Source organism: Streptomyces viridosporus T7A, from assembly GCF_008704515.1.
GTDB classification, from domain to species: Bacteria; Actinomycetota; Actinomycetes; order Streptomycetales; family Streptomycetaceae; genus Streptomyces; species Streptomyces viridosporus.
In genome coordinates this window covers 1,955,765-1,980,944 of record NZ_CP023700.1, presented here as the reverse complement: position 1 = coordinate 1,980,944, position 25,180 = coordinate 1,955,765, and the positions used below count along the sequence as shown (strand labels likewise).

The 25,180-nt window shown below is 71.9% G+C and carries 19 protein-coding genes; 11 read left to right on the top strand and 8 right to left on the bottom strand.

Annotated features, from left to right (window positions below; translation table 11 throughout):
• Positions 1–8: 8 nt before the first annotated feature.
• Positions 9–1,067, top strand: coding sequence for an LLM class F420-dependent oxidoreductase (locus CP969_RS09310; protein WP_004990220.1), 1,059 nt, complete (start codon positions 9–11; stop codon positions 1,065–1,067).
• Between the two features lie 241 nt (positions 1,068–1,308).
• A complete protein-coding gene (locus CP969_RS09305; RefSeq protein WP_004990221.1) occupies positions 1,309–2,097 on the top strand; it encodes a hypothetical protein in 789 nt (262 codons plus the stop codon).
• Between the two features lie 24 nt (positions 2,098–2,121).
• On the opposite strand, the gene corA is transcribed toward CP969_RS09305, so the two are convergent.
• Complete coding sequence (gene corA, locus CP969_RS09300) at positions 2,122–3,117, bottom strand: magnesium/cobalt transporter CorA (protein ID WP_016826981.1); 996 nt, start codon at positions 3,115–3,117, stop codon at positions 2,122–2,124.
• A 62-nt stretch (positions 3,118–3,179) separates the two neighbouring features.
• On the opposite strand from corA, the gene CP969_RS09295 reads away from it, so the two are divergent.
• The 4 genes from CP969_RS09295 (at position 3,180) to mshC (ending at position 6,675) form a co-directional block, all read left to right on the top strand.
• Entirely contained in the window at positions 3,180–3,866 is a 687-nt protein-coding gene (locus tag CP969_RS09295) for a histidine phosphatase family protein (protein WP_004990226.1), read from the top strand.
• 87 nt (positions 3,867–3,953) lie between these two features.
• The gene (locus CP969_RS09290; RefSeq protein ID WP_004990228.1) at positions 3,954–4,544 is read left to right on the top strand and encodes a DUF3090 domain-containing protein; all 591 of its coding nucleotides are present in this window, start codon (positions 3,954–3,956) and stop codon (positions 4,542–4,544) included.
• Positions 4,508–5,341 (top strand): SCO1664 family protein, encoded by an 834-nt coding sequence (locus CP969_RS09285; RefSeq protein ID WP_078495439.1) that lies wholly within the window; start codon positions 4,508–4,510, stop codon positions 5,339–5,341. Before CP969_RS09290 ends, CP969_RS09285 begins: the two co-directional genes overlap by 37 nt.
• Positions 5,342–5,445: 104 nt before the next feature.
• Entirely contained in the window at positions 5,446–6,675 is a 1,230-nt protein-coding gene (gene mshC, locus CP969_RS09280) for a cysteine--1-D-myo-inosityl 2-amino-2-deoxy-alpha-D-glucopyranoside ligase (RefSeq protein ID WP_004990235.1), read from the top strand.
• An 84-nt stretch (positions 6,676–6,759) separates the two neighbouring features.
• Here the strand turns inward: mshC and CP969_RS09275 are convergent, their stop codons facing one another.
• From CP969_RS09275 to CP969_RS09255, 5 genes are all read right to left on the bottom strand, one after another.
• Positions 6,760–7,758: a PAC2 family protein gene (locus CP969_RS09275; protein ID WP_004990238.1), complete on the bottom strand. Its 999-nt coding sequence runs from the start codon at positions 7,756–7,758 to the stop codon at positions 6,760–6,762.
• A gap of 259 nt (positions 7,759–8,017) precedes the next feature.
• Entirely contained in the window at positions 8,018–9,634 is a 1,617-nt protein-coding gene (locus tag CP969_RS09270) for a glycerol-3-phosphate dehydrogenase/oxidase (RefSeq protein WP_016826984.1), read from the bottom strand.
• Positions 9,635–9,642: 8 nt separating this feature from the next.
• On the bottom strand, positions 9,643–11,181 hold the full coding sequence (gene glpK / locus CP969_RS09265) for a glycerol kinase GlpK (RefSeq protein WP_004990242.1): 1,539 nt from the start codon (positions 11,179–11,181) through the stop codon (positions 9,643–9,645).
• An 81-nt stretch (positions 11,182–11,262) separates the two neighbouring features.
• Positions 11,263–12,057: an MIP/aquaporin family protein gene (locus tag CP969_RS09260; RefSeq protein WP_016826985.1), complete on the bottom strand. Its 795-nt coding sequence runs from the start codon at positions 12,055–12,057 to the stop codon at positions 11,263–11,265.
• A gap of 348 nt (positions 12,058–12,405) precedes the next feature.
• The gene (locus CP969_RS09255; protein WP_004990246.1) at positions 12,406–13,170 is read right to left on the bottom strand and encodes an IclR family transcriptional regulator; all 765 of its coding nucleotides are present in this window, start codon (positions 13,168–13,170) and stop codon (positions 12,406–12,408) included.
• Between the two features lie 298 nt (positions 13,171–13,468).
• On the opposite strand from CP969_RS09255, the gene metH reads away from it, so the two are divergent.
• The 3 genes from metH to CP969_RS09240 all read left to right on the top strand — a co-directional run bounded on the left by metH (position 13,469) and on the right by CP969_RS09240 (position 19,905).
• Positions 13,469–16,981 carry a methionine synthase gene (gene metH / locus CP969_RS09250; RefSeq protein WP_004990250.1) on the top strand — a complete coding sequence of 1,171 codons (3,513 nt, stop codon included), beginning with the start codon at positions 13,469–13,471 and terminating at the stop codon, positions 16,979–16,981.
• Positions 16,982–17,118: 137 nt separating this feature from the next.
• A complete protein-coding gene (locus CP969_RS09245; RefSeq protein WP_004990252.1) occupies positions 17,119–17,859 on the top strand; it encodes an HAD family hydrolase in 741 nt (246 codons plus the stop codon).
• Positions 17,860–18,300: 441 nt separating this feature from the next.
• Positions 18,301–19,905, top strand: coding sequence for an ABC transporter substrate-binding protein (locus CP969_RS09240; RefSeq protein WP_004990255.1), 1,605 nt, complete (start codon positions 18,301–18,303; stop codon positions 19,903–19,905).
• A 392-nt stretch (positions 19,906–20,297) separates the two neighbouring features.
• Here CP969_RS09240 and CP969_RS09235 read toward each other — a convergent pair whose 3' ends face one another.
• Both CP969_RS09235 and CP969_RS09230 read right to left on the bottom strand, forming a co-directional pair.
• Positions 20,298–20,969 carry a response regulator gene (locus tag CP969_RS09235; RefSeq protein WP_004990257.1) on the bottom strand — a complete coding sequence of 224 codons (672 nt, stop codon included), beginning with the start codon at positions 20,967–20,969 and terminating at the stop codon, positions 20,298–20,300.
• A 157-nt stretch (positions 20,970–21,126) separates the two neighbouring features.
• A complete protein-coding gene (locus CP969_RS09230; protein WP_016826988.1) occupies positions 21,127–22,098 on the bottom strand; it encodes a RecB family exonuclease in 972 nt (323 codons plus the stop codon).
• A 279-nt stretch (positions 22,099–22,377) separates the two neighbouring features.
• On the opposite strand from CP969_RS09230, the gene CP969_RS09225 reads away from it, so the two are divergent.
• Both CP969_RS09225 and CP969_RS09220 read left to right on the top strand, forming a co-directional pair.
• The gene (locus CP969_RS09225; protein ID WP_150474910.1) at positions 22,378–24,078 is read left to right on the top strand and encodes a site-2 protease family protein; all 1,701 of its coding nucleotides are present in this window, start codon (positions 22,378–22,380) and stop codon (positions 24,076–24,078) included.
• 58 nt (positions 24,079–24,136) lie between these two features.
• The gene (locus CP969_RS09220) at positions 24,137–25,039 is read left to right on the top strand and encodes a tRNA (adenine-N1)-methyltransferase (RefSeq protein ID WP_004990264.1); all 903 of its coding nucleotides are present in this window, start codon (positions 24,137–24,139) and stop codon (positions 25,037–25,039) included.
• The last annotated feature ends 141 nt before the right edge of the window (positions 25,040–25,180 follow it).

The window sequence follows — 25,180 nt, the reverse complement described above, 5'->3', positions numbered from 1 at the left end:
AGACGGCCATGCAGCTCGGGATCAACCTCGGCTACTGGGGCGCCGGGATGGACGCGGACAACCTCGCCGTGGCGCAGGAGGCGGACCGCCTCGGCTACGCGGTCTGCTGGGCCGCCGAGGCCTACGGGTCCGACGCCGCCACCGTGCTCGCCTGGGTCGCCGCCCGGACCGAGCGCATCGACGTCGGTTCGGCCATCTTCCAGATCCCCGCCCGCCAGCCCGCGATGACCGCGATGACCGCCGCCACCCTCGACTCCCTCTCCGGCGGCCGCTTCCGCCTCGGCCTCGGCGTCTCCGGCCCGCAGGTCTCGGAGGGCTGGTACGGCGTCAAGTTCGACAAGCCCCTCGCCCGCACCCGCGAGTACGTCGAGATCGTCCGCAAGGCCATGACCCGTGAGCGCCTCTCCCACGAGGGCGAGCACTGGACCCTCCCCCTGCCGGGCGGCCCCGGCAAGCCCCTCAAGCTCACCGTGCACCCGCAGCGCGAGCACATCCCGCTCTACATCGCCGCGATCGGCCCCAAGAACCTCGAACAGACCGGTGAGATCGCCGACGGCGCCCTGCTGATCTTCCCCTCCGCCGACCACCTCGAGGACACCGCCGTCAAGCACCTGCGCGCGGGCCGCGAGAAGGCCGGCAAGACCCTCGACGGCTTCGACATCTGCCCCACCGTCCCCCTCGCCGTCGGCGACGACAAGGACGTCACCGCGCTCGCCGACACCTTCCGCCCCTACACCGCGCTGTACGTCGGCGGCATGGGCAGCCGCAAGCAGAACTTCTACAACCAGCTCGCCGGGCGCATGGGCTACGAGCGGGAGGCCGCCGAGATCCAGGACAAGTACCTGTCCGGCGACAAGCAGGGCGCGGCGGCCGCCGTACCGCACGACCTGATCGACTCCACCACCCTCCTCGGCTCGGTCGACCGCATCGCCGACCGGATGAAGGCCTACGCCGCCGCCGGGGTCACCACCCTCACCCTCGCCCCGGCCGGCTTCACGCTCGACGAGCGCCTCGCCTCCCTCCGCGCCGGCACCGAGGCCCTGGAACGCGCCGGTCTCGCCCAGTGACGTCCGCGGCCGTGGTGGGGGCTCGGGGGTCCTCCCCGCCACGGCCGTCACGCAGCACAACGCGGACCGGCCCCCGGGGTTACGCCCGCCCCGCGTACGCCTCCGGGTCCCCCCGCGGGTCCCCCTTTCGGCGGAGTCGTCCGGCGTACCTGTTGCAGCGCCCCCCTCCTCGCACTTGACTCGTTCTTTGCGAACGTGCGGAGCCAGCGGCACGCGGAAGCCTGCGGAGAGGGTGCCCACCATGCTTTCGGCCAAGAGCCTGTTCCAGGAGATCCTCGACCACGACGAGTCCTTCGCCCTGTTCTGCTCCATCGCCGCGAGCGGCGAGTCCCAGGGCGGCTGGGAGAACGCCCGCATCGCCGCGCTCGTCCCCGAGGCCCAGCGCGCACTCGCCCCCAAGATCGCCAGGCACGGCGCCGACGAGGACAAGCACGGCCGCATCTTCAACGCCCTGATGAGCAAGCGCGGTCTGGAGCCCGTTCCGGTCCCGCCCGAGACCGACTACACGATGCTCCTGGAACGGGGCGGCATCGGCCTGGCCCACGGCCGGCTCCAGCGCGACGAACCCCTCACCGTGCAGGACATCGTCACCTACCTCGCGCACAGCAGGGTCACCGAACAGCGCGCCTCCGAGCAGATGGAACTCCTGCGCAAGCACTTCGCCGACCACCCCGAACTCGGCCGCGCGGTCAAAATGATCTCCCACGACGAGGACAACCACCTCGCCTACTGCCACGAGGAACTCCTGCGCCTCGCGCACGCCGGGCACGGGCGCGCCATCCAGCGCACCCTGCGGGCGTGCGCGCTCGCGGAGATCCGCGTCCACCGCGACGTCAGCCTCGCGGTGATGGCCCGCATGGGCCGCATCCTCGGCTGGTCCAGGGCCAGGGCGGCGGTCCTCGCGGCGGGCATCCACGCGGTGTACGCCTACGAGCGCCTGGGCGGCTGGCGCCGCATGGTCTCGCTCAGGACGCCCGAGCGCCGCGACGCGCTCGGGGGCCCCGCGAGCGCGGCCCCGGAGTTCGCCTGACGCCACCGCCGGACGCGCGGCCGGCTACATCCACCCCCGCCGCTTGAACAACCGGTACAGCAGCACCTCCAGCACGGCCATCACCGCGATCACCGCCGGATACGACCACACCCACCGCAGCTCCGGCATGTGGGCGAAGTTCATGCCGTAGATCCCCGCGAGCATCGTGGGGACCGCGGCCATGGCCGCCCACGCGGAGATCTTCCGCATGTCGTCGTTCTGCCGCACGCTCATCTGCGCCAGGTGCGCCGAGAGGATGTCGGAGACCAGCCGGTCCAGCCCTTCCACGGACTCGTTGACGCGGGTGAGGTGGTCGTGCACGTCACGGAAGAAGGGCTGTGCCTTCTCCTCCACGAAGGGCACGTGCATCCCGAACGTGCCCACTCCCGCCAGCCGCGTCATCGGCAGCGCCAGCGGTCCGGTCGCGCGGCGGAACTCCAGGATCTGCCGCTTGAAGTTGTAGATCCGGGACGCGGTGTGCCGCGAGCCGCCCCCGTCGGGGGAGAAGACCTCGGCCTCCAGTTCCTCCAGGTCGTTCTGCAGCTCGGTCGCCACCTCCAGGTAGTGGTCGACGGCGGCGTCGGCGATCGCGTACAGCACCGACGTCGGCCCCTTGCCCAGCAGCTCCGGCTCCCGCTCCAGCCTGCTCCGCACGGCCTTGAGCGGCGCGCCCCCGCTGTGCCGGACGGTCACCACGAACGCGTCCCCGAGGAAGACCATGATCTCGCCGGAGGACACGGTGTCGCTGTTCGGCTCGTACTCCACCGGCTTGAGCACCAGGAACAGCGAGTCGTCGTACACCTCCAGCTTGGGCCGCTGGTGCGCCTTGAGGGCGTCCTCGACCGCCAGCGGGTGCAGCGCGAACTCCTGCGAGACCAGGGCGAACTCGTCCTCCGTGGGCTCGTGCAGCCCGATCCAGACGAAACCCCCCGCCGACCGCGCCTCCGCCAGCGCGTCGGAGAAGTCCTCGGGCCCCTCCGACCGGTGTCCCTCCCGATAAATGGCACAGTCGACTATCACGGAGCGTGATCTCCCTTCGTATGACGGACACCGCACGTGCGAGTGCGCCTACCCTGGGCCGCATGCCCACATTGCTCCTGGTCCGGCACGGACGTTCCACCGCCAACACCGAGGGACTGCTCGCCGGCTGGACGCCCGGCGTCGCCCTCGACGACCGCGGGGCCGCGCAGGCCGCCGCACTGCCCGGACGGCTCGCCGAGCTGCCGCTCAGCGAGATCGTCGTCAGCCCGCTGCAGCGCTGCCAGGAGACCGTCCGGCCGCTGCTCGACGCCCACCCCGGCCTGAGCGCGCACACCGACGAACGGATCGGGGAGTGCCACTACGGCGACTGGACCGGACGCAAGCTCGCCGAGCTCAAGGACGAGCCCCTGATGGAGGTGGTGCAGGCCCACCCGTCGGCGGCGGCGTTCCCCGGCGGGGAGTCCATGCGCGCGATGCAGACCCGCGCCGCCGAGGCGGTGCGCGAGTGGAACGCGCGCGTGGAGCGCGATCACGGCGCCGACGCCGTGTACCTCATGTGCTCGCACGGGGACATCATCAAGTCCCTCGTCGCGGACGCACTCGGACTTCATCTCGACCTCTTCCAGCGGATTTCTGTGGAACCGTGTTCCATCACCGTGATCCGTTACACACGGTTGCGGCCCTTTCTCGTCCGTCTCGGCGACACCGGCGACTTCGCGTCCCTGGCGCCGAGCGAGGAACCGCCCGCCGACGAAGCCACGGTCGGGGGCGACGCGGGCGCACCGTGATCGTCTGCCGCAGTAGGGTGAAGCGGTCGCAGCAGCGCGCCCCCGTTCGAACAGCCCGTTCCCACGACTCTCAATGGAGATCAGGACGTGTCCCGTCAGGTGTTCCTCTACGACCAACCGGAACGTTTCGTGGCCGGTACGGTCGGACTGCCAGGGCGCCGTACGTTCTTCCTCCAGGCCTCCGCCGGCTCCCGGGTGACCAGCGTGGCCCTGGAGAAGACCCAGGTAGCGGCACTCGCCGAGCGCATGGACGAACTGCTCGACGAGGTCGTGCGCCGCAGCGGCGGCAGCGCCGCGGTCCCCGCCATGGCACCGACCGAGATCACCGACACCGCCCCGCTGGACACCCCCGTGGAGGAGGAGTTCCGCGTCGGCACCATGGCGCTCGCCTGGGACGGTGAGGACCAGCGCATGATCGTCGAGGCCCAGGCCCTCGTCGAACTGGACGCCGAATCCGAGGAGGACCTCGCCGAGGCCGAGGAACGGCTGCTCCAGGACGAGGAGAACGGGCCCCCGATGCTCCGCGTCCGGCTCACCGGCGCGCAGGCCCGGGCCTTCGCCAAGCGCGCCCTCGACGTCGTCAACGCCGGGCGGCCGCCGTGCCCGCTGTGCAGCCTCCCGCTCGATCCGGAAGGACACGTATGTCCGCGCCAGAACGGATACCGCCGCGGAGCGTGACGGCCACCGACCCGGCTGCCGCCACCCTGCTCGCCGAGGGCGAACTGACCGTGCGCGGACGCATCCGTGAGGCGTCGAACGCGGCGCTGTACTGCACCGTGACGCACGGGGGCCGCGAGGCCGCGTGCGTCTACAAACCGGTCGCCGGGGAGCGGCCCCTGTGGGACTTCCCCGACGGCACGCTCGCCGGGCGCGAGGTCGCCGCGTACGAGGTCTCCGAGGCGACCGGCTGGGGGCTGGTGCCCCCCACCGTGCTGCGCGACGGCCCGTACGGCGAGGGCATGTGCCAGCTGTGGGTCGAGACGGTGCCGGGCGCGGAGCTGCTCGCCCTGGTGGACGGGGAGGAGCCCGGGCCGGGCTGGAGGGCGATCGGGCTCGCGGAGGTCGGTGAGGGCCGCACCGCGCTGCTCGTGCACGCCGACGACGAACGGCTGCGCCGGCTGGCCGTGCTGGACGCGGTGATCAACAACGCCGACCGCAAGGGCGGGCACCTGCTGCCCGCCGCGGGGGACCGGCTGTACGGCATCGACCACGGGGTCACCTTCAACGTCGAGGACAAGCTGCGCACCCTGCTGTGGGGCTGGGCGGGGGAGCCGCTGACGGAGGAGGCGCTCGACGTCCTCAAGGGCCTCAGGAAGGCTCTCACGGACGGTGGCGCGCTCGCCGCCCGGCTGGGCGCGCTGATCACCCCCGCGGAGATCGACGCCACCCGCGCGCGGGTCGAGTCGCTGATCGCCACCGGCACCCATCCGGAACCCGGCGGACAGTGGCCGGCGATCCCCTGGCCGCCGGTCTGACCGGACCGGTGAGCACACCGGGCGGCGCCGCGCAAGAGCGCCTTCCCGGTCAACCGGCCCGCTCCGGTTCGTATACCGAACCGCGGTCCGGTTAGGCTCGAGGCATGCATGCCTGGCCCGCTTCCGAGGTCCCCGCCCTGCCTGGTCAGGGCCGCGACCTGAGGATCCACGACACCGCGACCGGTGGCCCGGTCACCCTCGCCCCCGGTCCCGTCGCCCGTATCTACGTCTGCGGCATCACGCCGTACGACGCCACCCACATCGGACACGCGGCGACCTACAACGCGTTCGATCTCGTGCAGCGCGTGTGGCTCGACACCAAGCGGCAGGTGCACTACGTCCAGAACGTCACCGACGTCGACGATCCGCTGCTGGAGCGGGCCGAGCGGGACGGCCTCGACTGGGCCGCCCTCGCGGAGCAGGAGACCGCGCTCTTCCGCGAGGACATGACCGCCCTGCGGATGCTGCCGCCGCGGCACTACACGGGCGCCGTGGAGGCCATACCCGGCATCGTCCCGCTCGTCGAACGGCTGCGCGACCTCGGCGCGGCCTACGAGCTCGAGGGCGACATCTACTTCTCCGTCGAGTCCGATCCGCACTTCGGCCAGGTCTCGCACCTCGACGCCGCCGCCATGCGGCTGCTGTCCGCCGAGCGCGGCGGTGACCCGGACCGTCCGGGCAAGAAGAACCCCGTCGACCCGATGCTCTGGATGGCCGCCCGCGAGGGCGAGCCGAGCTGGGACGGCGGTTCGCTCGGCCGGGGCCGGCCCGGCTGGCACATCGAGTGCGTGGCCATCGCCCTCGAGCACCTCGGCATGGGCTTCGACGTCCAGGGCGGCGGCTCCGACCTGATCTTCCCGCACCACGAGATGGGCGCCTCCCACGCCCAGGTGCTCACCGGCGAGTTCCCCATGGCCAAGGCGTACGTCCACGCCGGCATGGTCGCCCTGCACGGCGAGAAGATGTCCAAGTCCAAGGGCAACCTGGTCTTCGTCTCCCGGCTGCGGCGCGACGGCGTCGACCCGGCCGCCATCCGGCTGGCGCTGCTCGCCCACCACTACCGCGCCGACTGGGAGTGGACCGATCAGGTCCTCCAGGACGCCGTGACCCGCCTCGGACACTGGCGGGCCGCCGTCTCCCGCCCCGACGGCCCGCCCGCCGAGGCGCTGGTCGAGGAGATCCGCGAGGCGCTCGCGAACGACCTGGACGCCCCGGCCGCGCTGGCCGCCGTCGACCGCTGGGTCCTGCTCCAGGAGGAGAGCGGCGGCACGGACCCGGGCGCCACCGGCGTCGTCTCCCGCGCGGTGGACGCGCTGCTCGGCGTCGCGCTGTAGACCGCCCGCGACCACGACAGGGGCGCCCCCTCCTCGGAGGGGGCGCCCCTGTTCCTTCGGTCCTGTCCCCGCCGGGCCGGCGCTTCAGTCCTCCGACGGGTCCTCGTCGCCCTTGTCCGGTTTCGGGGGCCGCGGCGGCCGGGAACGGCCGCCCGGGCCGTCCCGCGGACCCGGGTTGTCCCGCAGGTACGAGGTGCCGTCGCCGCCGTCGGCCGTGGCGTGCCCGCCGGGCGGGCCCGACGCCCCGTCACGGCGCCGCAGGTAGCGCTCGAACTCGCGGGCGATCGCCTCGCCCGACGCCTCCGGCAGCTCGGCGGTGTCCCGGGCCTCCTCCAGCGTCTGGACGTACTCGGCGACCTCGCTGTCCTCCGCGGCCAGTTGGTCCACGCCCACCTGCCAGGCGCGCGCGTCCTCGGGCAGCTCGCCCAGCGGGATGCGCACGTCGATCAGGTCCTCGAGGCGGTTGAGGAGGGCCAGGGTGGCCTTCGGGTTGGGCGGCTGCGACACGTAGTGCGGGACCGCCGCCCACAGCGACACCGCCGGGACGCCGGCGTGGGTGCACGCCTCCTGGAGGATGCCGACGATGCCCGTGGGGCCCTCGTACTTGGTCTCCTCCAGATCCATGCGGCGGGCCAGGTCGGGGTCGGACGTGGTCCCGCTGATCGGAACCGGACGGGTGTGCGGGGTGTCCCCGAGCAGAGCGCCCAGGACGACCACCAGTTCCACGCCGAGTTCGTGCGCGAAGCCGAGGAGTTCGTTGCAGAACGAGCGCCACCGCATGGACGGTTCGATGCCGCGGACCAGCACCAGGTCGCGCGGCTTCTCGCCACCGACCCGGACCACCGACAGCCGCGTCGTCGGCCAGGTGACCTTGCGCACCCCGCCGTCCATGAACACCGTGGGCCGGTTCACCTGGAAGTCGTAGTAGTCCTCGGCGTCCAGCGCCGCGAACACCTGGCCCTTCCACTCCCTGTCCAGGTGCGCGACCGCGGTGGAGGCGGCGTCCCCGGCGTCGTTCCAGCCCTCGAACGCGGCCACCATGACCGGGTCGATCAGCTCGGGAACCCCCTCGAGCTCGATCACCCAGCGCCTCCTTCCGACGTGCCCTCGCGTACGTCCCAACCTTACGGCGTTCCCGGGGGGCGTCCGCAGCCCCCTCGCAGGGGGAGTGCCCCAACACTGCCCCGCCGGGCACCGGGAAACACCCCCGGTGATCCGGGCCGCCGAGGGCCCGCGGCTCGGGGCGCGCAGGGGAGAGGGGCGGCTCCGTCGGCGCGGAGCCGCCCCTCTCCCCGCATCTCCCCGTACCTGCTGCCGTGCGGGGGAGCCGGGACCCTCGCGGTCACTTCCCGTCGAGCAGCCCCTGGACGTCCGCCCGGACCTCGTCCGTGGCGAGGCCCCTGATCGTCAGGGTGGTGCGGCGGCGCAGCACGTCGTCGACGGTCTCGGCCCACTCGTGGTCGCGGGCCCAGACGACCTGTGCCCGGATCTCCGGGGCGTCCGGGTGGACGCGCCGGGCCAGCGCCGGGTCCTCGTTCGCCAGGCGGGCGATGTCGAAGGCCAGCGAACCGTAGTGGGTGGCCAGGTGCCTGGCGGTGTCCGCGGCCATGCGCGGGCCGGGCGCGGGGCCGTCGACCAGCAGCCGGTGGGCGACCGCGCGGGGGTTGGCGACACCCGGCAGCGGCAGCTTCTTCGGCAGCGAGGAGACCGGCTCGAAGCCGTCGCCCAGCGGGTGGCCCGGCAGGGACTCCAGCTTCTTCATCACCGTGCGGCCGATGTGGCGGAAGGTGGTCCACTTGCCGCCCGCGACGGACAGCATCCCGCCCCGGCCCTCGGTGACGACCGTCTCCCGCCTCGCCTTCGCCGTGTCCCCGGGGCCGCCCGGCAGCACCCGCAGACCCGCGAAGGCGTAGGTGATCAGATCGCGGTCGAGCTGCTGGTCGCGGATGGAGAACGCGGCCTCGTCGAGGATCTGGGATATGTCCCCGTCGTTGACCGCGACGTCCGCCGGGTCGCCCTCGAACTCCTCGTCGGTCGTGCCGAGCAGCAGCATGTCCTCCCAGGGGAGGGCGAAGGTGATCCGGTACTTGTCGATCGGCGTGGCCAGCGCGGCCTTCCACGGGGAGGTCCGCTTCAGGACCAGGTGCGCGCCCTTCGACAGCCGGATGGACGGCGCCGCGTCCGGGTCCTCCATGCGGCGCAGGTGGTCGACCCACGGTCCGGTCGCGTTCAGCACCAGGCGGGCGTTGACGCCGAACTCCTCGCCCGAGAGGCGGTCGCGCAGCTCGGCACCGGTGACCCGGCCCCTGGTGAAGCGCAGCCCCGTCACCTCGGCGTGGTTGAGGACGGTCGCGCCCGCGTCGACGGCCGCGCGGACCGTCATCAGCGCCATGCGCGCGTCGTTCATCTGGTCGTCGCCGTACACGGCCACGGCCTTCAGGTTCTCGGTGCGCAGCTCCGGCACGTCCGCCTGCGCCTTGGCGGGGGAGAGCAGGTGCCCGACGCCGTCGCCGAAGGCCGACAGCATCGAGTACGCGAAGACGCCGGCCCCGAGCTTCGCCGCGCCGTGCGGCCCGCCCTTGTACACGGGGAGGTAGAACGTGAGCGGGTTCGCCAGGTGGGGGGCCACCTGCCGGGAGACCGCACGGCGCTCGAAGTGGTTCTCCGCCACCAGCTTCACCGCACCGGTCTGCAGGTAGCGCAGACCGCCGTGGAGCAGTTTGGAGGAGGCGGAGGAGGTGGCGCCGGCGAAGTCGCCGGCGTCCACCAGAGCCACCCTGAGGCCGGACTGCGCGGCGTGCCAGGCGGTGGAGATGCCCAGGATGCCGCCGCCGATCACGAGAAGGTCGTACGACGCCTTGGAAAGCTGCTCCCGGGTCTCGGCGCGGCTCGGGTTGGAGCCGGACGCCGGGTGCGTCCCCAGGGCAGGCACGGACTGCAGGGTGGACTGAGTGGTCATGTCGGGTCTTACTCCTCGTCCTCGAGCCAGCCCATGGTCCGCTCGACGGCCTTGAGCCAGTTCTTGTACTCACGGTCGCGGATCTCCGCGTCCATGCGGGGGGTCCACTCGGCGGCCCGGCGCCAGTTGGCGCGCAGGTCGTCGGTGCTGCTCCAGAAGCCGACGGCGAGGCCGGCGGCGTAGGCGGCGCCGAGGCAGGTGGTCTCGGCGACCATCGGGCGCACCACGGGGGCGTCCAGGAAGTCGGCGAGCGTCTGCATCAGCAGGTTGTTGGAGGTCATGCCGCCGTCGACCTTGAGGGCGGTCAGCTCCACGCCGGAGTCCTTCATCATGGCGTCCGCGATCTCCCGCGTCTGCCAGGCGGTGGCCTCCAGGACGGCGCGCGCGAGGTGCGCCTTGGTGACGTACCGGGTCAGGCCGGCGATCACACCGCGGGCGTCGGAGCGCCAGTACGGGGCGAACAGGCCGGAGAAGGCCGGCACGAAGTAGGCGCCGCCGTTGTCCTCGACCGAGAGCGCGAGCGTCTCGATCTCGGCGGCGGTGGAGATCAGGCCCATCTGGTCGCGCATCCACTGCACCAGCGCGCCGGTGACGGCGATCGAGCCCTCCAGGGCGTAGACCGGCTTCTGGCCGCCGATCTGGTAGCCGACGGTGGTCAGCAGCCCGCTGTAGGAGTTGATGACCTTGTCGCCGGTGTTCATCACCATGAAGGTGCCGGTGCCGTACGTCGACTTGGTCTCGCCCTCGGAGAAGCAGGTCTGGCCGAACAGGGCCGCCTGCTGGTCGCCGAGCGCGGAGGCGACCGGGATGCCGCCGAGCAGGTCGCCCAGCTTGCCGCCCTTGATCTCGCCGTAGACCTCGGCGGAGGAGCGGATCTCCGGCAGCATCGCGGTGGGAACGCCGATGGACTCGGCGATCCTCTCGTCCCACTGCATGGTGTGCAGGTTCATCAGCAGGGTGCGGGAGGCGTTGGTGACGTCCGTGACGTGGTGGCCGCCGTCGGTGCCGCCGGTCAGGTTCCAGATGACCCATGTGTCCATGGTGCCGAAGAGGATGTCGCCCGCCTCGGCGCGCTCCTTGAGGCCGTCGACGTTGTCGAGCAGCCAGCGGGCCTTGGGGCCGGCGAAGTAGGAGGCGAGGGGGAGGCCGGTCTCGCGGCGGAAGCGGTCCTGGCCGACGTTGCGGGCGAGCTCGCGGCAGAGGGTGTCGGTGCGGGTGTCCTGCCAGACGATGGCGTTGTGGACCGGCTCACCGGTGTTCCGGTCCCACAGCACGGTGGTCTCGCGCTGGTTGGTGATGCCGATGGCCTTGATGTCGTCGCGGGTGATGCCGGCCTTCTCGACGGCCCCGGCGACGACCTCCTGGACGTTGGTCCAGATCTCGGTGGCGTCGTGCTCGACCCAGCCCGGCCTGGGGAAGATCTGCTCGTGCTCCTTCTGGTCGACGGAGACGATGCGCCCGTCGCGGTCGAAGACGATGCAGCGGGAGGAGGTGGTGCCCTGGTCGATGGCGGCGATGAAGGGGCCGGCGGTGTGGGCGTCGGTCACGGTGTGCTCCTGGAGTTCCTTGGTTGGGGGCTGTGCGTACGGCGCTTCTGCGGGATGCGGGGTCCGGGGCGAACCGGTCGCCTAGGCGAAGGCGACGTTGTAGATGCCGGCCGCGAGGGCGCCGCCGATCAGCGGACCGACCACCGGGACCCAGGCGTAGGCCCAGTCGGAGCCGCCCTTGTTGGGCAGGGGCAGCAGGGCGTGCACGATGCGCGGACCGAGGTCGCGGGCCGGGTTGATGGCGTAACCGGTCGGGCCGCCCAGCGACAGACCGATGGAGACGACCACGAGCGCCGTGATCAGGCCGCCCAGTACCCCGAGGCCGTTGCCCGCGTCGTTCAGGCCCTGGGTGAGCACGGCGAGCAGCAGGACGACGGTGCCGATGATCTCCGTCGTGAGGTTCTGCACCGTGTTCCGGATCTCCGGACCGGTGGAGAAGACGCCGAGGACGGGGCCGGCGCCCTTCTCCCGGGCCTCGACCGCCTTGGCGGTGGTGGCCTGCGCGCCCGGGCCGCCGACGATCTCCTTGTCGGTCAGGTGCGCCTGGAACTGGCCGTAGTAGGCGAGCCAGACCAGAGCCGCGCCGATCATCGCGCCGAGGAACTCTCCGGCGAAGTAGGTCGGAACGTTGCTCCAGTCGCCGTCCTTGACGGCGAGCGCCACGGTCACGGCCGGGTTGAGGTGGGCGCCGGAGAGCGGACCGGCGATGTACACCGCCGTCATGACGGCGAAGCCCCACCCGAAGGCGATGGCGAGCCAGCCGGCGTTGCGCGCTTTGGAGGCCTTCAGGGTCACGGCGGCGCACACACCGCCGCCGAGCAGGATGAGTACGGCGGTACCGATGGTCTCGCCGATGAAGATGTCGGAGCTGGACACCCGCGACTCCTTTGTCCTTCGTCCAGAGAGCCGAACCCCGGGTCCCACCGGGGATCGGCGCCCTCAGGGGTGAGAGCGATGCCGGCCCTTGGCGTTGTCACACTCTAACGCGTATTGCCGGTAAGTGTTCGACAATGCCGACCGATGGACGGGAGTCTCGCGGGGCGTCCCACGTGCGTCAAGAGTTTGGTTGTCGAAAGCGCGATCGTTACTGACCGTCGCGGGTGGTCGATCCCGGATCTGTTTTGTCACTCTAACGGGCTATATGACCGTTTCGGGGCACGGCTGGGGCCGGGGCGCCGTACGGCGCCCCGGCCCTCACTCGTGCGGCAGAGCCCCGCGCGGGGCTCAGAACCGTCCGGCGCCCAGGTCCCGCGACACCGCGCGGGCGCAGTCCCGTACCGCCGCGATCAGCTCGGGGCGCAGCTCGCCGTCCCGGCGCAGCCGCTCCACCGCGCCCGTGACGCCCACCGCGCCCACCGGCATGCGCCGCCGGTCGTGGATGGGGGCCGCCACGGAGGCCACGCCCTCCCAGGTCTCCTCGACGTCCGCCGCGTAACCACGCGCGCGCGTGAGGTCGAGGAGGTGCTCGAAGGCGTCCGCCTCGCACACCGTGCGGTCGGTGAACGCCTTGCGCTCGTTCTCCAGGGCCTCGCTGTGCGCCACCGGGTCGTAGGCCGACAGCACCTTGCCCAGGGCCGTGGAGTGCAGCGGCTGCATGGCTCCTATCTCCAGGACCTGCCGGCTGTCGTCGGGCCGGAAGACGTGGTGCACGATCAGCACGCCCTGCTGGTGCAGCACGCCCAGGTAGACGCTCTCGCCGCTGGAGCGGGCCAGGTCGTCCGTCCACACCAGGGCGCGCGCCCGCAGCTCGTGCACGTCGAGGTAGGTGGTGCCCAGCCGCAGCAGCTCGGCGCCCAGCTGGTAGCGGCCGGAGGCGTCGTCCTGCTCCACGAACCCCTCGTGCTGGAGGGTGCGCAGTATGCCGTGGGCGGTGCCCTTGGCGAGGCCCAGGGACGAGGCGATGTCCGACAGGCCGAGCCGCCGCTCGCCGCCCGCGAGCAACCGCAGCATCGCTGCCGCCCGTTCGAGCGACTGGATGTTCCGTGCCATCGCCGTACTGCCTCCGTCCCCTTCGACCGCCGGCCCGCGACGCCGCTGCCGCTGTTCGGCAATGCCGAACACTACCGGTCCATGCCGACCTCCCGCCAACGGTCGGCCGTGGCGCGTTGCGCCGCCCGCACTCCGTACGTCGGCTCCCGGCCATCATCGTCCGCCTCGTGGACTGCCCGAACATCAGGGCGCGGTCCCGGATACCCTGACGTCGTGTGTCCTGCCGGAAGACCTCCACGACCGGACCTTCCGGGCAGCCGCAAAGCCGACAGCCGTCGCACCTGAGGGAGCCCTTTCCATGGCCTCGTTGCCGCTGACCCCTTCCGCCGACAGCCGGACCCGTGTGTCCGCCCTCCGCGAGGCGCTCGCCACCCGTGTGGTGGTCGCCGACGGAGCGATGGGCACCATGCTCCAGGCCCAGGACCCCACGCTCGAGGACTTCGAGAACCTCGAGGGCTGCAACGAGATCTTGAACCTGACCCGCCCGGACATCGTCCGTTCGGTCCACCGCGAGTACTTCGACGCCGGTGTCGACTGCGTCGAGACCAACACCTTCGGCGCCAACCTCACCGCCCTCGGCGAGTACGACATCGCCGAACGCGTCATGGAGCTCTCCGAGGCCGGCGCCCGCATCGCCCGTGAGGTCGCCGACGAGTTCGGCGCCCGGGACGGCCGCCAGCGATGGGTCCTCGGCTCCATGGGGCCCGGCACCAAGCTCCCCACCCTCGGCCACACCACCTTCGCCGCCATCCGCGACGCCTACCAGCAGAACGCGGAGGGCCTGCTGGCCGGCGGCGCCGACGCGCTGCTCGTGGAGACCACGCAGGACCTGCTGCAGACCAAGGCCTCCGTCATCGCGGCCCGCCGGGCCATGGAGGCCACCGGGCACGAGGTGCCCCTGGTCGTCTCGGTGACGGTCGAGACGACCGGCACCATGCTGCTCGGCTCGGAGATCGGCGCGGCGCTGACCGCGCTGGAACCGCTGGGCATCGACATGATCGGCCTGAACTGCGCGACCGGCCCGGCCGAGATGAGCGAGCACCTGCGCTACCTGGCCCGCCACGCGCGCGTACCGCTGTCGTGCATGCCGAACGCGGGCCTGCCGGTCCTGACGGCCGACGGCGCGCACTACCCGCTGACGCCCGGGGAGCTGGCCGACGCCCAGGAGACCTTCGTCCGGGACTACGGCCTGAGCCTGGTCGGCGGCTGCTGCGGGACCACGCCCGAGCACCTGCGCCGGCTCGTGGAGCGGGTCCGGGACGTGACCCCGCCCGAGCGCGACCCCCGGCCGGAGCCGGGCGCCGCCTCCCTCTACCAGAGCGTGCCGTTCCGCCAGGACACCTCCTACCTGGCGATCGGCGAGCGGACCAACGCCAACGGGTCCAAGAAGTTCCGCGAGGCCATGCTGGAGGGCCGCTGGGACGACTGCGTGGAGATGGCGCGGGAGCAGATCCGCGAGGGCGCGCACATGCTGGACCTGTGCGTGGACTACGTCGGCCGCGACGGTGTGGCGGACATGGAGGAGCTGGCCGGCCGCTTCGCCACCGCCTCCACGCTGCCGATCGTGCTGGACTCCACCGAGGTCGACGTGATCCGCGCGGGCCTGGAGAAGCTGGGCGGCCGGGCGGTCATCAACTCGGTGAACTACGAGGACGGCGACGGCCCGGAGTCCCGGTTCGCGCGGGTGGCCCGGCTGGCGAGGGACCACGGGGCGGCGCTGGTCGCGCTGACCATCGACGAGGAGGGCCAGGCCCGCACCGCGGAGAAGAAGGTCGAGATCGCCGAGCGGCTGATCGACGACCTGACCGGCAACTGGGGCATCCGCGAGGAGGACATCCTCGTCGACTGCCTGACGTTCACCATCTGCACCGGCCAGGAGGAGTCCCGCAAGGACGGTCTGGCCACCATCGAGGGCATCCGCGAGCTGAAGAGGCGCCGTCCGCGCGTGCAGACCACGCTGGGACTGTCGAACATCTCCTTCGGCCTGAACCCGGCCGCGCGGATCCTGCTGAACTCCGTCTTCCTGGACGAGTGCGTCAAGGCGGGCCTGGACTCGGCGATCGTGCACGCCTCCAAGATCCTGCCGATCGCCCGGTTCAGCGAGGAAGAGGTCCGAACCGCACTGGACCTGATCCACGACCGCCGCAGCGAGGGCTACGACCCGCTGCAGAAGCTGATGCAGCTGTTCGAGGGCGCCACCGCCAAGTCGCTGAAGGCGGGCAAGGCCGAGGAGCTGGCCGCGCTGCCGCTGGAGGAGCGGCTCAAGCGGCGCATCATCGACGGCGAGCGCAACGGCCTGGAGGCCGACCTGGACGAGGCCCTCGAGACCCGCAAGGCCCTCGACATCGTCAACGACACCCTCCTCGACGGCATGAAGGTGGTCGGCGAGCTGTTCGGCTCCGGCCAGATGCAGCTGCCGTTCGTCCTCCAGTCCGCCGAGGTGATGAAGGCGGCCGTGGCCCACCTCGAGCCGTACATGGAGAAGACCGACGAGGCGGGCAAGGGCACCATCGTGCTGGCCACCGTGCGCGGCGACGTGCACGACATCGGCAAGAACCTCGTCGACATCATCCTGTCGAACAACGGCTACAACGTGGTCAACCTGGGCATCAAGCAGCCCGTCTCGGCGATCCTGGAGGCCGCCGAGGAGCACCGGGCGGACGTGATCGGCATGTCCGGACTGCTGGTGAAGTCCACGGTGATCATGAAGGAGAACCTGGAGGAGCTCAACCAGCGGGGACTGGCCGCCGACTACCCGGTCATCCTCGGCGGCGCGGCGCTGACCCGCGCCTACGTCGAGCAGGACCTGCACGAGATCTACCAGGGCGAGGTCCGCTACGCCCGCGACGCCTTCGAAGGCCTGCGCCTGATGGACGCGCTCATCGGCATCAAGCGCGGGGTGCCCGGTGCGAAGCTGCCCGAGCTGAGGCAGCGCCGGGTCCGTGCGGCCACGGTGGAGATCGAGGAGCGGCCCGAGACCGGGCACGTGCGCTCCGACGTCGCCACCGACAACCCGGTCCCCGCCCCGCCGTTCTGGGGCACCCGCGTCATCAAGGGCATCCAGCTCAAGGAGTACGCGAGCTGGCTGGACGAAGGCGCGCTGTTCAAGGGCCAGTGGGGCCTGAAGCAGGCCCGCACCGGCGAGGGGCCGACCTACGAGGAGCTCGTCGAGACCGAGGGCCGGCCGCGGCTGCGCGGACTGCTGGAGCGGCTCCAGACGGAGAACCTGCTGGAGGCGGCCGTCGTCTACGGCTACTTCCCGTGCGTCTCCAAGGACGACGACCTCATCATCCTCGACGAGGCCGGCAACGAACGCACCCGTTTCACCTTCCCGCGCCAGCGCCGCGGCCGGCGCCTGTGCCTGGCGGACTTCTTCCGCCCGGAGGAGTCCGGCGAGACCGACGTCGTCGGCCTCCAGGTGGTCACCGTCGGCTCCCGGATCGGCGAGGAGACCGCCCGGATGTTCGCGGCCAACGCCTACCGGGACTACCTCGAGCTCCACGGGCTGTCCGTACAGCTCGCCGAGGCCCTCGCCGAGTACTGGCACGCGCGCGTGCGCGGCGAGCTCGGCTTCGCCGGTGAGGACCCGGCCGCGATGGAGGACATGTTCGCCCTCAAGTACCGGGGCGCCCGCTTCTCCCTCGGCTACGGCGCCTGCCCGGACCTGGAGGACCGCGCCAAGATCGCCGACCTGCTCGAGCCCGGGCGCATCGGCGTGGAGCTGTCCGAGGAGTTCCAGCTGCACCCCGAGCAGTCCACCGACGCCATCGTGATCCACCACCCGGAGGCCAAGTACTTCAACGCCCGCTGAGGCCGTGGAGGGCCCCGCCACGGGGCCCGTGTGCGTCAGGAGGCAGGTGCGGCGCGCACGACGTACACTGGTCGGTCCACCGCAGGCCGGTTCCCCGCACGGGAACCGGCCTGATCGTCCCTCAAGGAGGTATGTGGATGACCAGTACGGTACCTGTGCCCGAAACCGCTTCCCAGGCCCTCGGCACCGTCCGGACGGGGCAGAGCCCGACGACCGGGGGCGCGGCCCTGCAGGCCGTGCTCCTCGACATGGACGGGACCCTGGTGGACACCGAGGGCTTCTGGTGGGACGTCGAGGTCGAGGTCTTCGCCTCCCTCGGCCACACCCTCGACGACTCCTGGCGCCATGTCGTGGTCGGCGGCCCCATGACCCGCAGCGCGGGGTTCCTGATCGAGGCGACCGGGGCCGACATCGACCTGGCCGAGCTGACGGTGCTGCTGAACGACGGCTTCGAGGAGCGCATCGACGGCGCCCTGCCGCTGATGCCGGGCGCCGAGCGGCTGCTCGCCGAGCTGGCCGAGCACCGGATCCCCACCGCCCTCGTCTCCGCCTCGCACCGGCGCATCATCGACCGGGTGCTGACCAGGCTGGGCCCGCAGCACTTCGCGCTGTCGGTCGCCGGCGACGAGGTCCCGCGCACCAAGCCGCACCCCGACCCGTATCTGGCGGCCGCCTCCGGGCTCGGCGTGGACCCCCTGCGGTGCGCCGTCGTCGAGGACACCGCGACCGGGGTCGCCGCCGCCGAGGCCGCGGGCTGCCAGGTCGTGGCGGTGCCCTCCGTGGCCCCGATCGCCCCGGCCGTCCGACGCACCGTCGTCCCCTCCCTGGAAGTCGTGGACCTGACATTTCTGCGCGGTCTGATGACGGAAATGCTCTAGGCGTTCACCCAGGGTGCAAAAAGGTTAGGGGCGGAATTCCCGCCGTCGGTGCCCGGGTCCACCGGCCCGTGTCCGAGGGAATTCGCTCCGTTGCCGATGGCTGAATTCCGGCGCCACCGAGCTCGTTTTCACATGTGAGGTTCGACACCCCGCGGGGGGTCGACAGGGAGGGCGGCACGTGCTGTCCGCCCCTTATCGGTGGTCGTCGGCGTGCCCTTGTGTCCTGATTGGGGGGACGCTGCACTAATCCTTCCCCGGTCACATCTTCCGGTGCGTTCACACCCGGTTCCACTGCGTGATGGCACCTCAACTCCACTGGCTGCGGGCCTTCCTGCGGGCGCGGACTAATCTCATCGCGAGAACATCACCCCTACCCCGTGAACCGTTGCGACACCCTGCGTGCCGGGTACACGGAGTCGACAGTCCTGGAGAAACTCGAGCATGAACCGCAAGACTTTGGTGCTGGCGGCCGCGATGGGCCTGCTCGCACCGGTGCTCGCTGCCTGTGGTGACACCGGGGGCGGAAGCAGCAGCGGCGACGCGATCGTCGTCGGCACCACGGACCGGTTCACCGCCTCGAAGGACGACCCCGCGCCCCTCGACCCGGCCTCCGCCTACGACGTCGGCACCTGGAACATCCTGCGCCAGACCGTGCAGACCCTGATGGTCCAGCCGCGGGGCGAGGGCGATCCGGTGCCCGAGGCGGCCGAGTCCTGCGGCTTCACCGACGCCGGCAACGAGCGGTACAGCTGCACGCTGCGCGACGGCCTGAAGTTCGCGAACGGCGACAAGGTGACCGCCGCCGACGTGAAGTACTCCATCGACCGCGCTCTCTCGCTCGAGGCCGAGAGCGGTGTGTTCGCGCTGCTGTCCGGCATCGACACCGTCGAGACGCAGGGCGACCGCGAGGTGATCTTCCACCTCAAGACCGCCGACGCCACCTTCCCGTACAAGCTGTCCACTCCGGTCGCCGGGATCGTCAACCCGGACGACTACGAGAAGGGCAAGCTGCGCGACGGCTTCGAGGTCGACGGCTCGGGTCCGTACACCCTGGACGCGACGGTCGAGGGCGACGAGCTGGTCCGGGCGACGTTCACCAGGAACCCCTCCTACAAGGGGTCGTTGAAGGTGAACAACGACAAGGTCGAGATCGTCTCCTTCGAGGGCGCCGACGCCATGGGCGACGCGCTGGAGAAGGGCGACATCGACCTCATGACCCGCAGCATGTCGCCGGAGCAGATCCGCGAGCTCGCGGGCAACGCCGAGGACGACGTCGACCTGGTCGAGATGCCCGGTCTGGAGATCCGCTACCTGGCCTTCAACACCGCCGCCGAGAGCGTGGAGGACAAGGCGGTCCGCAAGGCGATGGCCCAGATCATCAACCGCAGCGAACTGGTCTCCAAGGTCTACGGCTCCCAGGCCGAGCCGCTGTACTCGCTGGTCCCGGCGAGCGTCACCGGCCACTCCAACTCGTTCTTCAACACGTACGGCGACCCCAGCACCGCCAAGGCCAGCGCCCTGCTGCAGGAGGCCGGGGTCAGCACCCCGGTGAAGGTGACGCTGCACTACACCACCGACCACTACGGCCCGGCCACCAAGAGCGAGTTCGAGCAGCTCCAGAAGCAGTTCAACGACAGCGGCCTGTTCGACGTCGACATCGAGGGCACCCCCTGGTCGACCTTCCGTCCGGCCGGGCAGAAGGGCGAGTACGACGTCTACGGCATGGGTTGGTTCCCCGACTTCCCGGACGCCGACAACTTCCTCGCCCCGTTCCTGGACGCCGACAACTTCCTCGGTTCGCCGTACGCCAACAGCAAGATCCGCAAGGACCTGATCCCGCAGTCCCGCCGCCAGGCTGACCGGCTGTCCGCCTCCGGCAGCCTGACGAACATTCAGGACATCGTGGCGGACGACGTCCCCGTGCTGCCGCTGTGGCAGGGCAAGCAGTACGTCGCCGCACGCGACGACGTCACGGGCACCGCCTACGCCCTCAACTCCTCCGCCACTCTCCAGCTGTGGGAGCTCGGCCGAGGCGTGAGCGACTGACGACCCGTCCGGTCCCGGGCCGGAGAGGGCGGCCCGGGACCGTCGCACCGGAGGCAGGACACGCACGGGAACCCGTGCGACCAGCGGCCGGTCCCGCCGATCGTGGCGGGCCGGCCGTCGGCCTGCCGACCGGCCGCGGCCGCCGAGCAGTTCGACGCCGGAGGAACCGCCGCTGCTCCCGTCCGGCGGACCGAGCGGTACGCGCTCGTCCGTGACGGCGTCCACGGCCCGGGTGCCGCCCCGACGCCTCGGGGCCTCGACGCCTCGACCGCGTTCCGCCTCCGCGCGCCGAGCAGGAGCGGAACCCGCCGCACCCACGAGAGGGCGCCCCCTTCCGCGGAAGGAGGCGCCCTCTCGTCGTCACGTCCCGTACGGCGGCCGGGCGGACCGCGTCACTGCGCGCCGGGGCGCACCAGCCCGCTCTCGTAGGCGTACACCGCGGCCTGCACCCGGTCGCGCAGCCCCAGCTTGGTCAGGACATGCCCGACGTGCGTCTTGACGGTGGTCTCGCTGACGAACAGATCGGCGGCGATCTCCGCGTTGGACAACCCGCGCGCCACCAGCTTCAGCACCTCGACCTCGCGCTCGGTCAGCGTGTGCAGCGTGTCCGGCACCGGCTCGTCACCGGACGGCAGATGCGTGGCGTACTTGTCGAGCAGCCGGCGCGTGATGCTCGGCGCGAGCATCGCCTCCCCGGCGGCCACCACGCGGATCGCCTGCACCAGCTCGTTGGCCGGGGCGTCCTTCAGCAGGAAGCCGCTGGCACCCGCCCTCAGCGCCTCCACCACGTACTCGTCCAGATCGAACGTGGTGAGCACCAGCACCTTCGCCGGGCCGTCCCGCTCGGGACCGGTGATCTGCCGGGTCGCCTCCACCCCGTCCATCCGCGGCATGCGGATGTCCATCAGCACCACATCGGGCTGCAGCGCCCGCACCTGGTCCAGGGCCTGGAGGCCGTCCCCGGCCTCGCCGACGACCGCGATGTCCTGCTCCGCCTCCAGAATCATCCGGAAGCCCGTACGCAGCAGCGGCTGGTCGTCGACCAAGAGGACGCGGATGGCCACGTGAGTCTCCTTCGTTGGGGCCTGCCCGGCGGTTCGTGCCGGAGACACGGGTCCCGGCACGCCCCTCTGCGGCCTCGCAGCCGGACGCGTCGGCCCCCGCTCACCAGCGTTGACCAGGTGCCGTTGGTCTCCTCCGACTTGTTCCGCCGGACAGGCCCTAGTCCGGCCCCATTCTGCCCTGTTGACCCCCGCCGGACTCAGCCGCCCTCACCGGCAGCGGATACGGCGGGGGAGTGCCGCCGAACTCCGGGCAGTGCGCCTGGTGGTCGCACCAGCCGCACAGCTTGCTGGGGCGCGGCCGCCAGTCGCCCGTCCCGGTCGCCGTCCGGATCGCGTCCCACAGGGCGAGCAGCTTGCGCTCGACCCGCTCCAGATCGGCGGGGACGGGGTCGTACGTCAGCACGTCGCCGCTGCCCAGGTACACGAGCTGGAGCCGGCGCGGGACCACCTTCTTCAGCCGCCACACCACCAGGGCGTAGAACTTCATCTGGAACAGCGCGCCCTCGGCGTACTCCGGCCGGGGAGCCTTGCCCGTCTTGTAGTCGACGATGCGCACCTCGCCGGTGGGCGCCACGTCGACCCGGTCGATGATGCCGCGCAGCCTCAGCCCCGAGTCCAGCTCGGCCTCGACGAACAGCTCCCGCTCGGCGGGCTCCAGCCGGCTCGGGTCCTCGAGCGTGAACCAGCGCTCGACCAGCCGCTCCGCCTCCGCCAGCCAGCGCGCCAGCCGCTCGCCCTCCGGATCGTCGGCGAACAGCTCCGCGACCTCCGGCCGGGACTCCCGCAGCCGCTCCCACTGCCCCGGGACCAGCGCCTTCGCGCGCGGCGCGGTGCGCTCGGCCGCCGGGGCGTCGAAGAGGCGCTCCAGCACCGAGTGCACCAGTGTGCCCCTGGTCGCCGCCTCGCTCGGCTTCTCCGGCAGCCGGTCGATGACCCGGAAGCGGTACAGCAGCGGGCACTGCATGAAGTCGCTCGCACGCGAGGGGGACAGCGAGGCGGGCGGCACGGCGGGGGCCCCGGTCGTCACGACCGTGTCCGCCACTGCCGCCGGACCGGCCGTGGCCGGCGGACCGGCCGCCGCGACCGGGCGGCTGTCGGGGCGCGTCGCGCCCTCGGTGCTCGTCTCCATGTCCCAGACCTTACGGCCCGGTGCCGACAGCGATCCACACCCGGCCGGGGCCTGTGGACGGAGCGGGGGCGAACCGAGGACGGTCCGCGCGACGAGGGCTGACCGGGGTGACCGGAGTGACCGGAGGAAGGGAAGGGGAAGGAGGGGAGCAGGAGACGTGACGACGGACGGGAAGTGACAGGGGTGCCGGGGCGAAACGGGCGGCGAAGGCCGCATACCATCGAGTCGAGACCCTCCCGCCCGGCAGGAGCGGGGGACGCAGCGAACGAAGGGACACCGGTGGATGTAAGCGGCGGGCGCGGGCGGCCGCAGTCCGGCAACGACGAGTCGGCCGAGCACACGGGGGCCCAGGCCCCGGCCGCCGACGACGCCCGCCACGAGGGCGGTGACCGCTCCACCACCGCGGACCGGGCCGAGGACGAGACCACCGCGGACCGGGTCGACGACGAGCGGACGAGCCGCCGCTCCGACGACCGGCCCGACGACCTCCCGGCAGCCGGCGGGCCCGCCGCCGGACGGACCTCCGCGGCCGACGGCGCCGCCGGGACCGGCCGGGACGGCGAGAACGGCGGAAACGGCGAGAACGGCGAGAACGGCGAGAACGACGGGAACGGGGTCGGCGCCCCCGCGGACCGGGGCCCCGCCCAGGCCCCCGGACCCCGGCCCGAGGACCCCGCTGCCGACCGACGCCCGGCCGGTACCGGGGCCGACCGGGCGGGCACCTCCGCAGGCGGACACCCGGTCGGCGCCCCCTCGTCCGACCAGCACCCCGACCGCGCGCACGCCCACTCCGGCACCGGCGGGACGCCCGCGCCGCAGCGCCCCCAGGAGAAGCAGCGCGGCCTGCTGATGGGGCGGCCGTTCGGGGTGCCGGTGTACGTCGCGCCCAGCTGGTTCCTCGTCGCCATCCTCATCACCTGGGTGTTCGGCGGGCAGATCGACCGCGTGCTGCCCGAGCTCGGAGCCGCCAGCTACCTGGTCTCCCTGTTCTTCGCGGTCGCCTTCTACGCCTCCGTGCTGGTCCACGAGCTCGCCCACACCCTGGCCGCCCTCCGCTTCAAGCTCCCGGTCCGCCGGATCCAGCTCCAGTTCTTCGGCGGCGTCTCCGAGATCGAGAAGGAGGCCGAGACACCCGGCCGCGAATTCGTCCTCGCCTTCGTCGGCCCGCTGCTCTCCCTCGTCCTGTCCGGCGTGTTCTACCTCGGTCTGCTGGCCGTGGACCCCGGCTCCGTGCCCGGCGTCCTGCTGGCCGGGCTGATGATCTCCAACCTGATCGTGGCCGCCTTCAACCTCCTGCCCGGCCTCCCCCTCGACGGCGGCCGCATGCTCCGCGCCGTGGTCTGGAAACTCAGCGGCAAGCCGATGACCGGCACCATCGCCGCCGCCTGGGTCGGCCGCGCCCTCGCCCTCTCCGTCCTGATCGGCCTCCCGCTGCTCACCCAGTCCGGAGCCCTCGGCTCCGACGCCGTGGACAACGTCGGCATGGACACCGTCCTGGACGCGCTGCTCGCGGCCATCCTCGCCGCGATCATCTGGACCGGTGCCGGCAACAGCCTGCGCATGGCCCGCCTGCGCGAGCACCTGCCCGAACTGCGCGCCCGCACCCTCACCCGCCGCGCCGTCCCCGTCGAGACCGACACCCCGCTCTCCGAGGCCCTGCGCCGGGCCAACGCCGCCGGCGCCCGCGCCCTGGTCGTGGTCGACGCCGACGGCGTCCCCCTCTCCCTGGTCCGTGAGGCCGCCATCGTCGGCGTGCCCGAGCACCGCCGCCCCTGGGTGCCGGTCGGCGGACTCGCCCAGGACCTCACCGACGGCATGCGCGTCTCCGCCGAGCTCGCGGGGGAGGCGCTCCTGGACGCCCTGCGCGCCACCCCCGCCACCGAGTACCTGGTGGTCGAGGAGACCGGCGAGATCTACGGCGTCCTGTCCGCCGCCGACGTCGAGCGCGCCTTCGTCAAGGCCATGGCCCGCCCCTCGTAGTGCCGGGGAGCGGGCCGGCGTGGTCGGCGGCCCCCGTGAGGACCGGTAGGCTGGTCACATGTCCGAACCGACCGGTGCCGCCCGCAGGCGCGGGCCCTTCAAGGTCGGGGACCAGGTTCAGCTGACCGACCCCAAGGGCCGCCACTACACGTTCACGCTCGAGGCCGGGAAGAACTTCCACACCCACAAGGGTTCCTTCCCGCACGACGAACTGATCGGCGCTCCCGAGGGCAGCGTTGTCCGCACCACCGGGAACGTCGCCTACCTCGCGCTGCGCCCCCTGCTCCCCGACTACGTCCTGTCCATGCCCCGCGGGGCAGCCGTCGTCTACCCCAAGGACGCGGGGCAGATCCTCGCCTTCGCCGACATCTTCCCCGGCGCACGCGTCGTGGAGGCCGGCGTCGGCTCCGGCTCGCTCAGCAGCTTCCTGCTGCGCGCCATCGGCGACCAGGGCATGCTGCACAGCTACGAACGCCGCGAGGACTTCGCCGACATCGCCCGGCAGAACGTCGAGCGCTACTTCGGCGGCCCGCACCCGGCCTGGCAGCTGACCGTCGGCGACCTGCAGGACAACCTGTCCGACACCGACGTCGACCGCGTCATCCTCGACATGCTGGCCCCCTGGGAGTGCCTGGAGGCCGTCTCCAAGGCGCTCGTCCCCGGCGGCATCCTGTGCTGCTACGTCGCGACCACCACCCAGCTCGCCCGGACCGTCGAGTCCATCCGCGAGATCGGCTGTTTCAACGAGCCGACCGCCTGGGAGACGATGATCCGCAACTGGCACATCGAGGGCCTGGCCGTCCGCCCGGACCACCGGATGATCGGCCACACCGGCTTCCTGCTCACCGCCCGCCGCCTCGCCGACGGCGTCGAGCCGCCCATGCGCCGGCGCCGCCCGGCCAAGGGCGCCTACGGCGAGGACTACACGGGACCCAACGCCGACCAGGGCGCCGCCCGCTGAGACGGTCCGCCGTCCTCACAACGCATGGACGCCGTGGCGCAGTTCCCGGAGCTTGCCGGGAACTGCGCCACGGCGCTTTCGCGTTGACACGGGGCGGGAACCGCGCCCCGTTCCGGTCGCCCCGCCCGGGAACCGCGCACC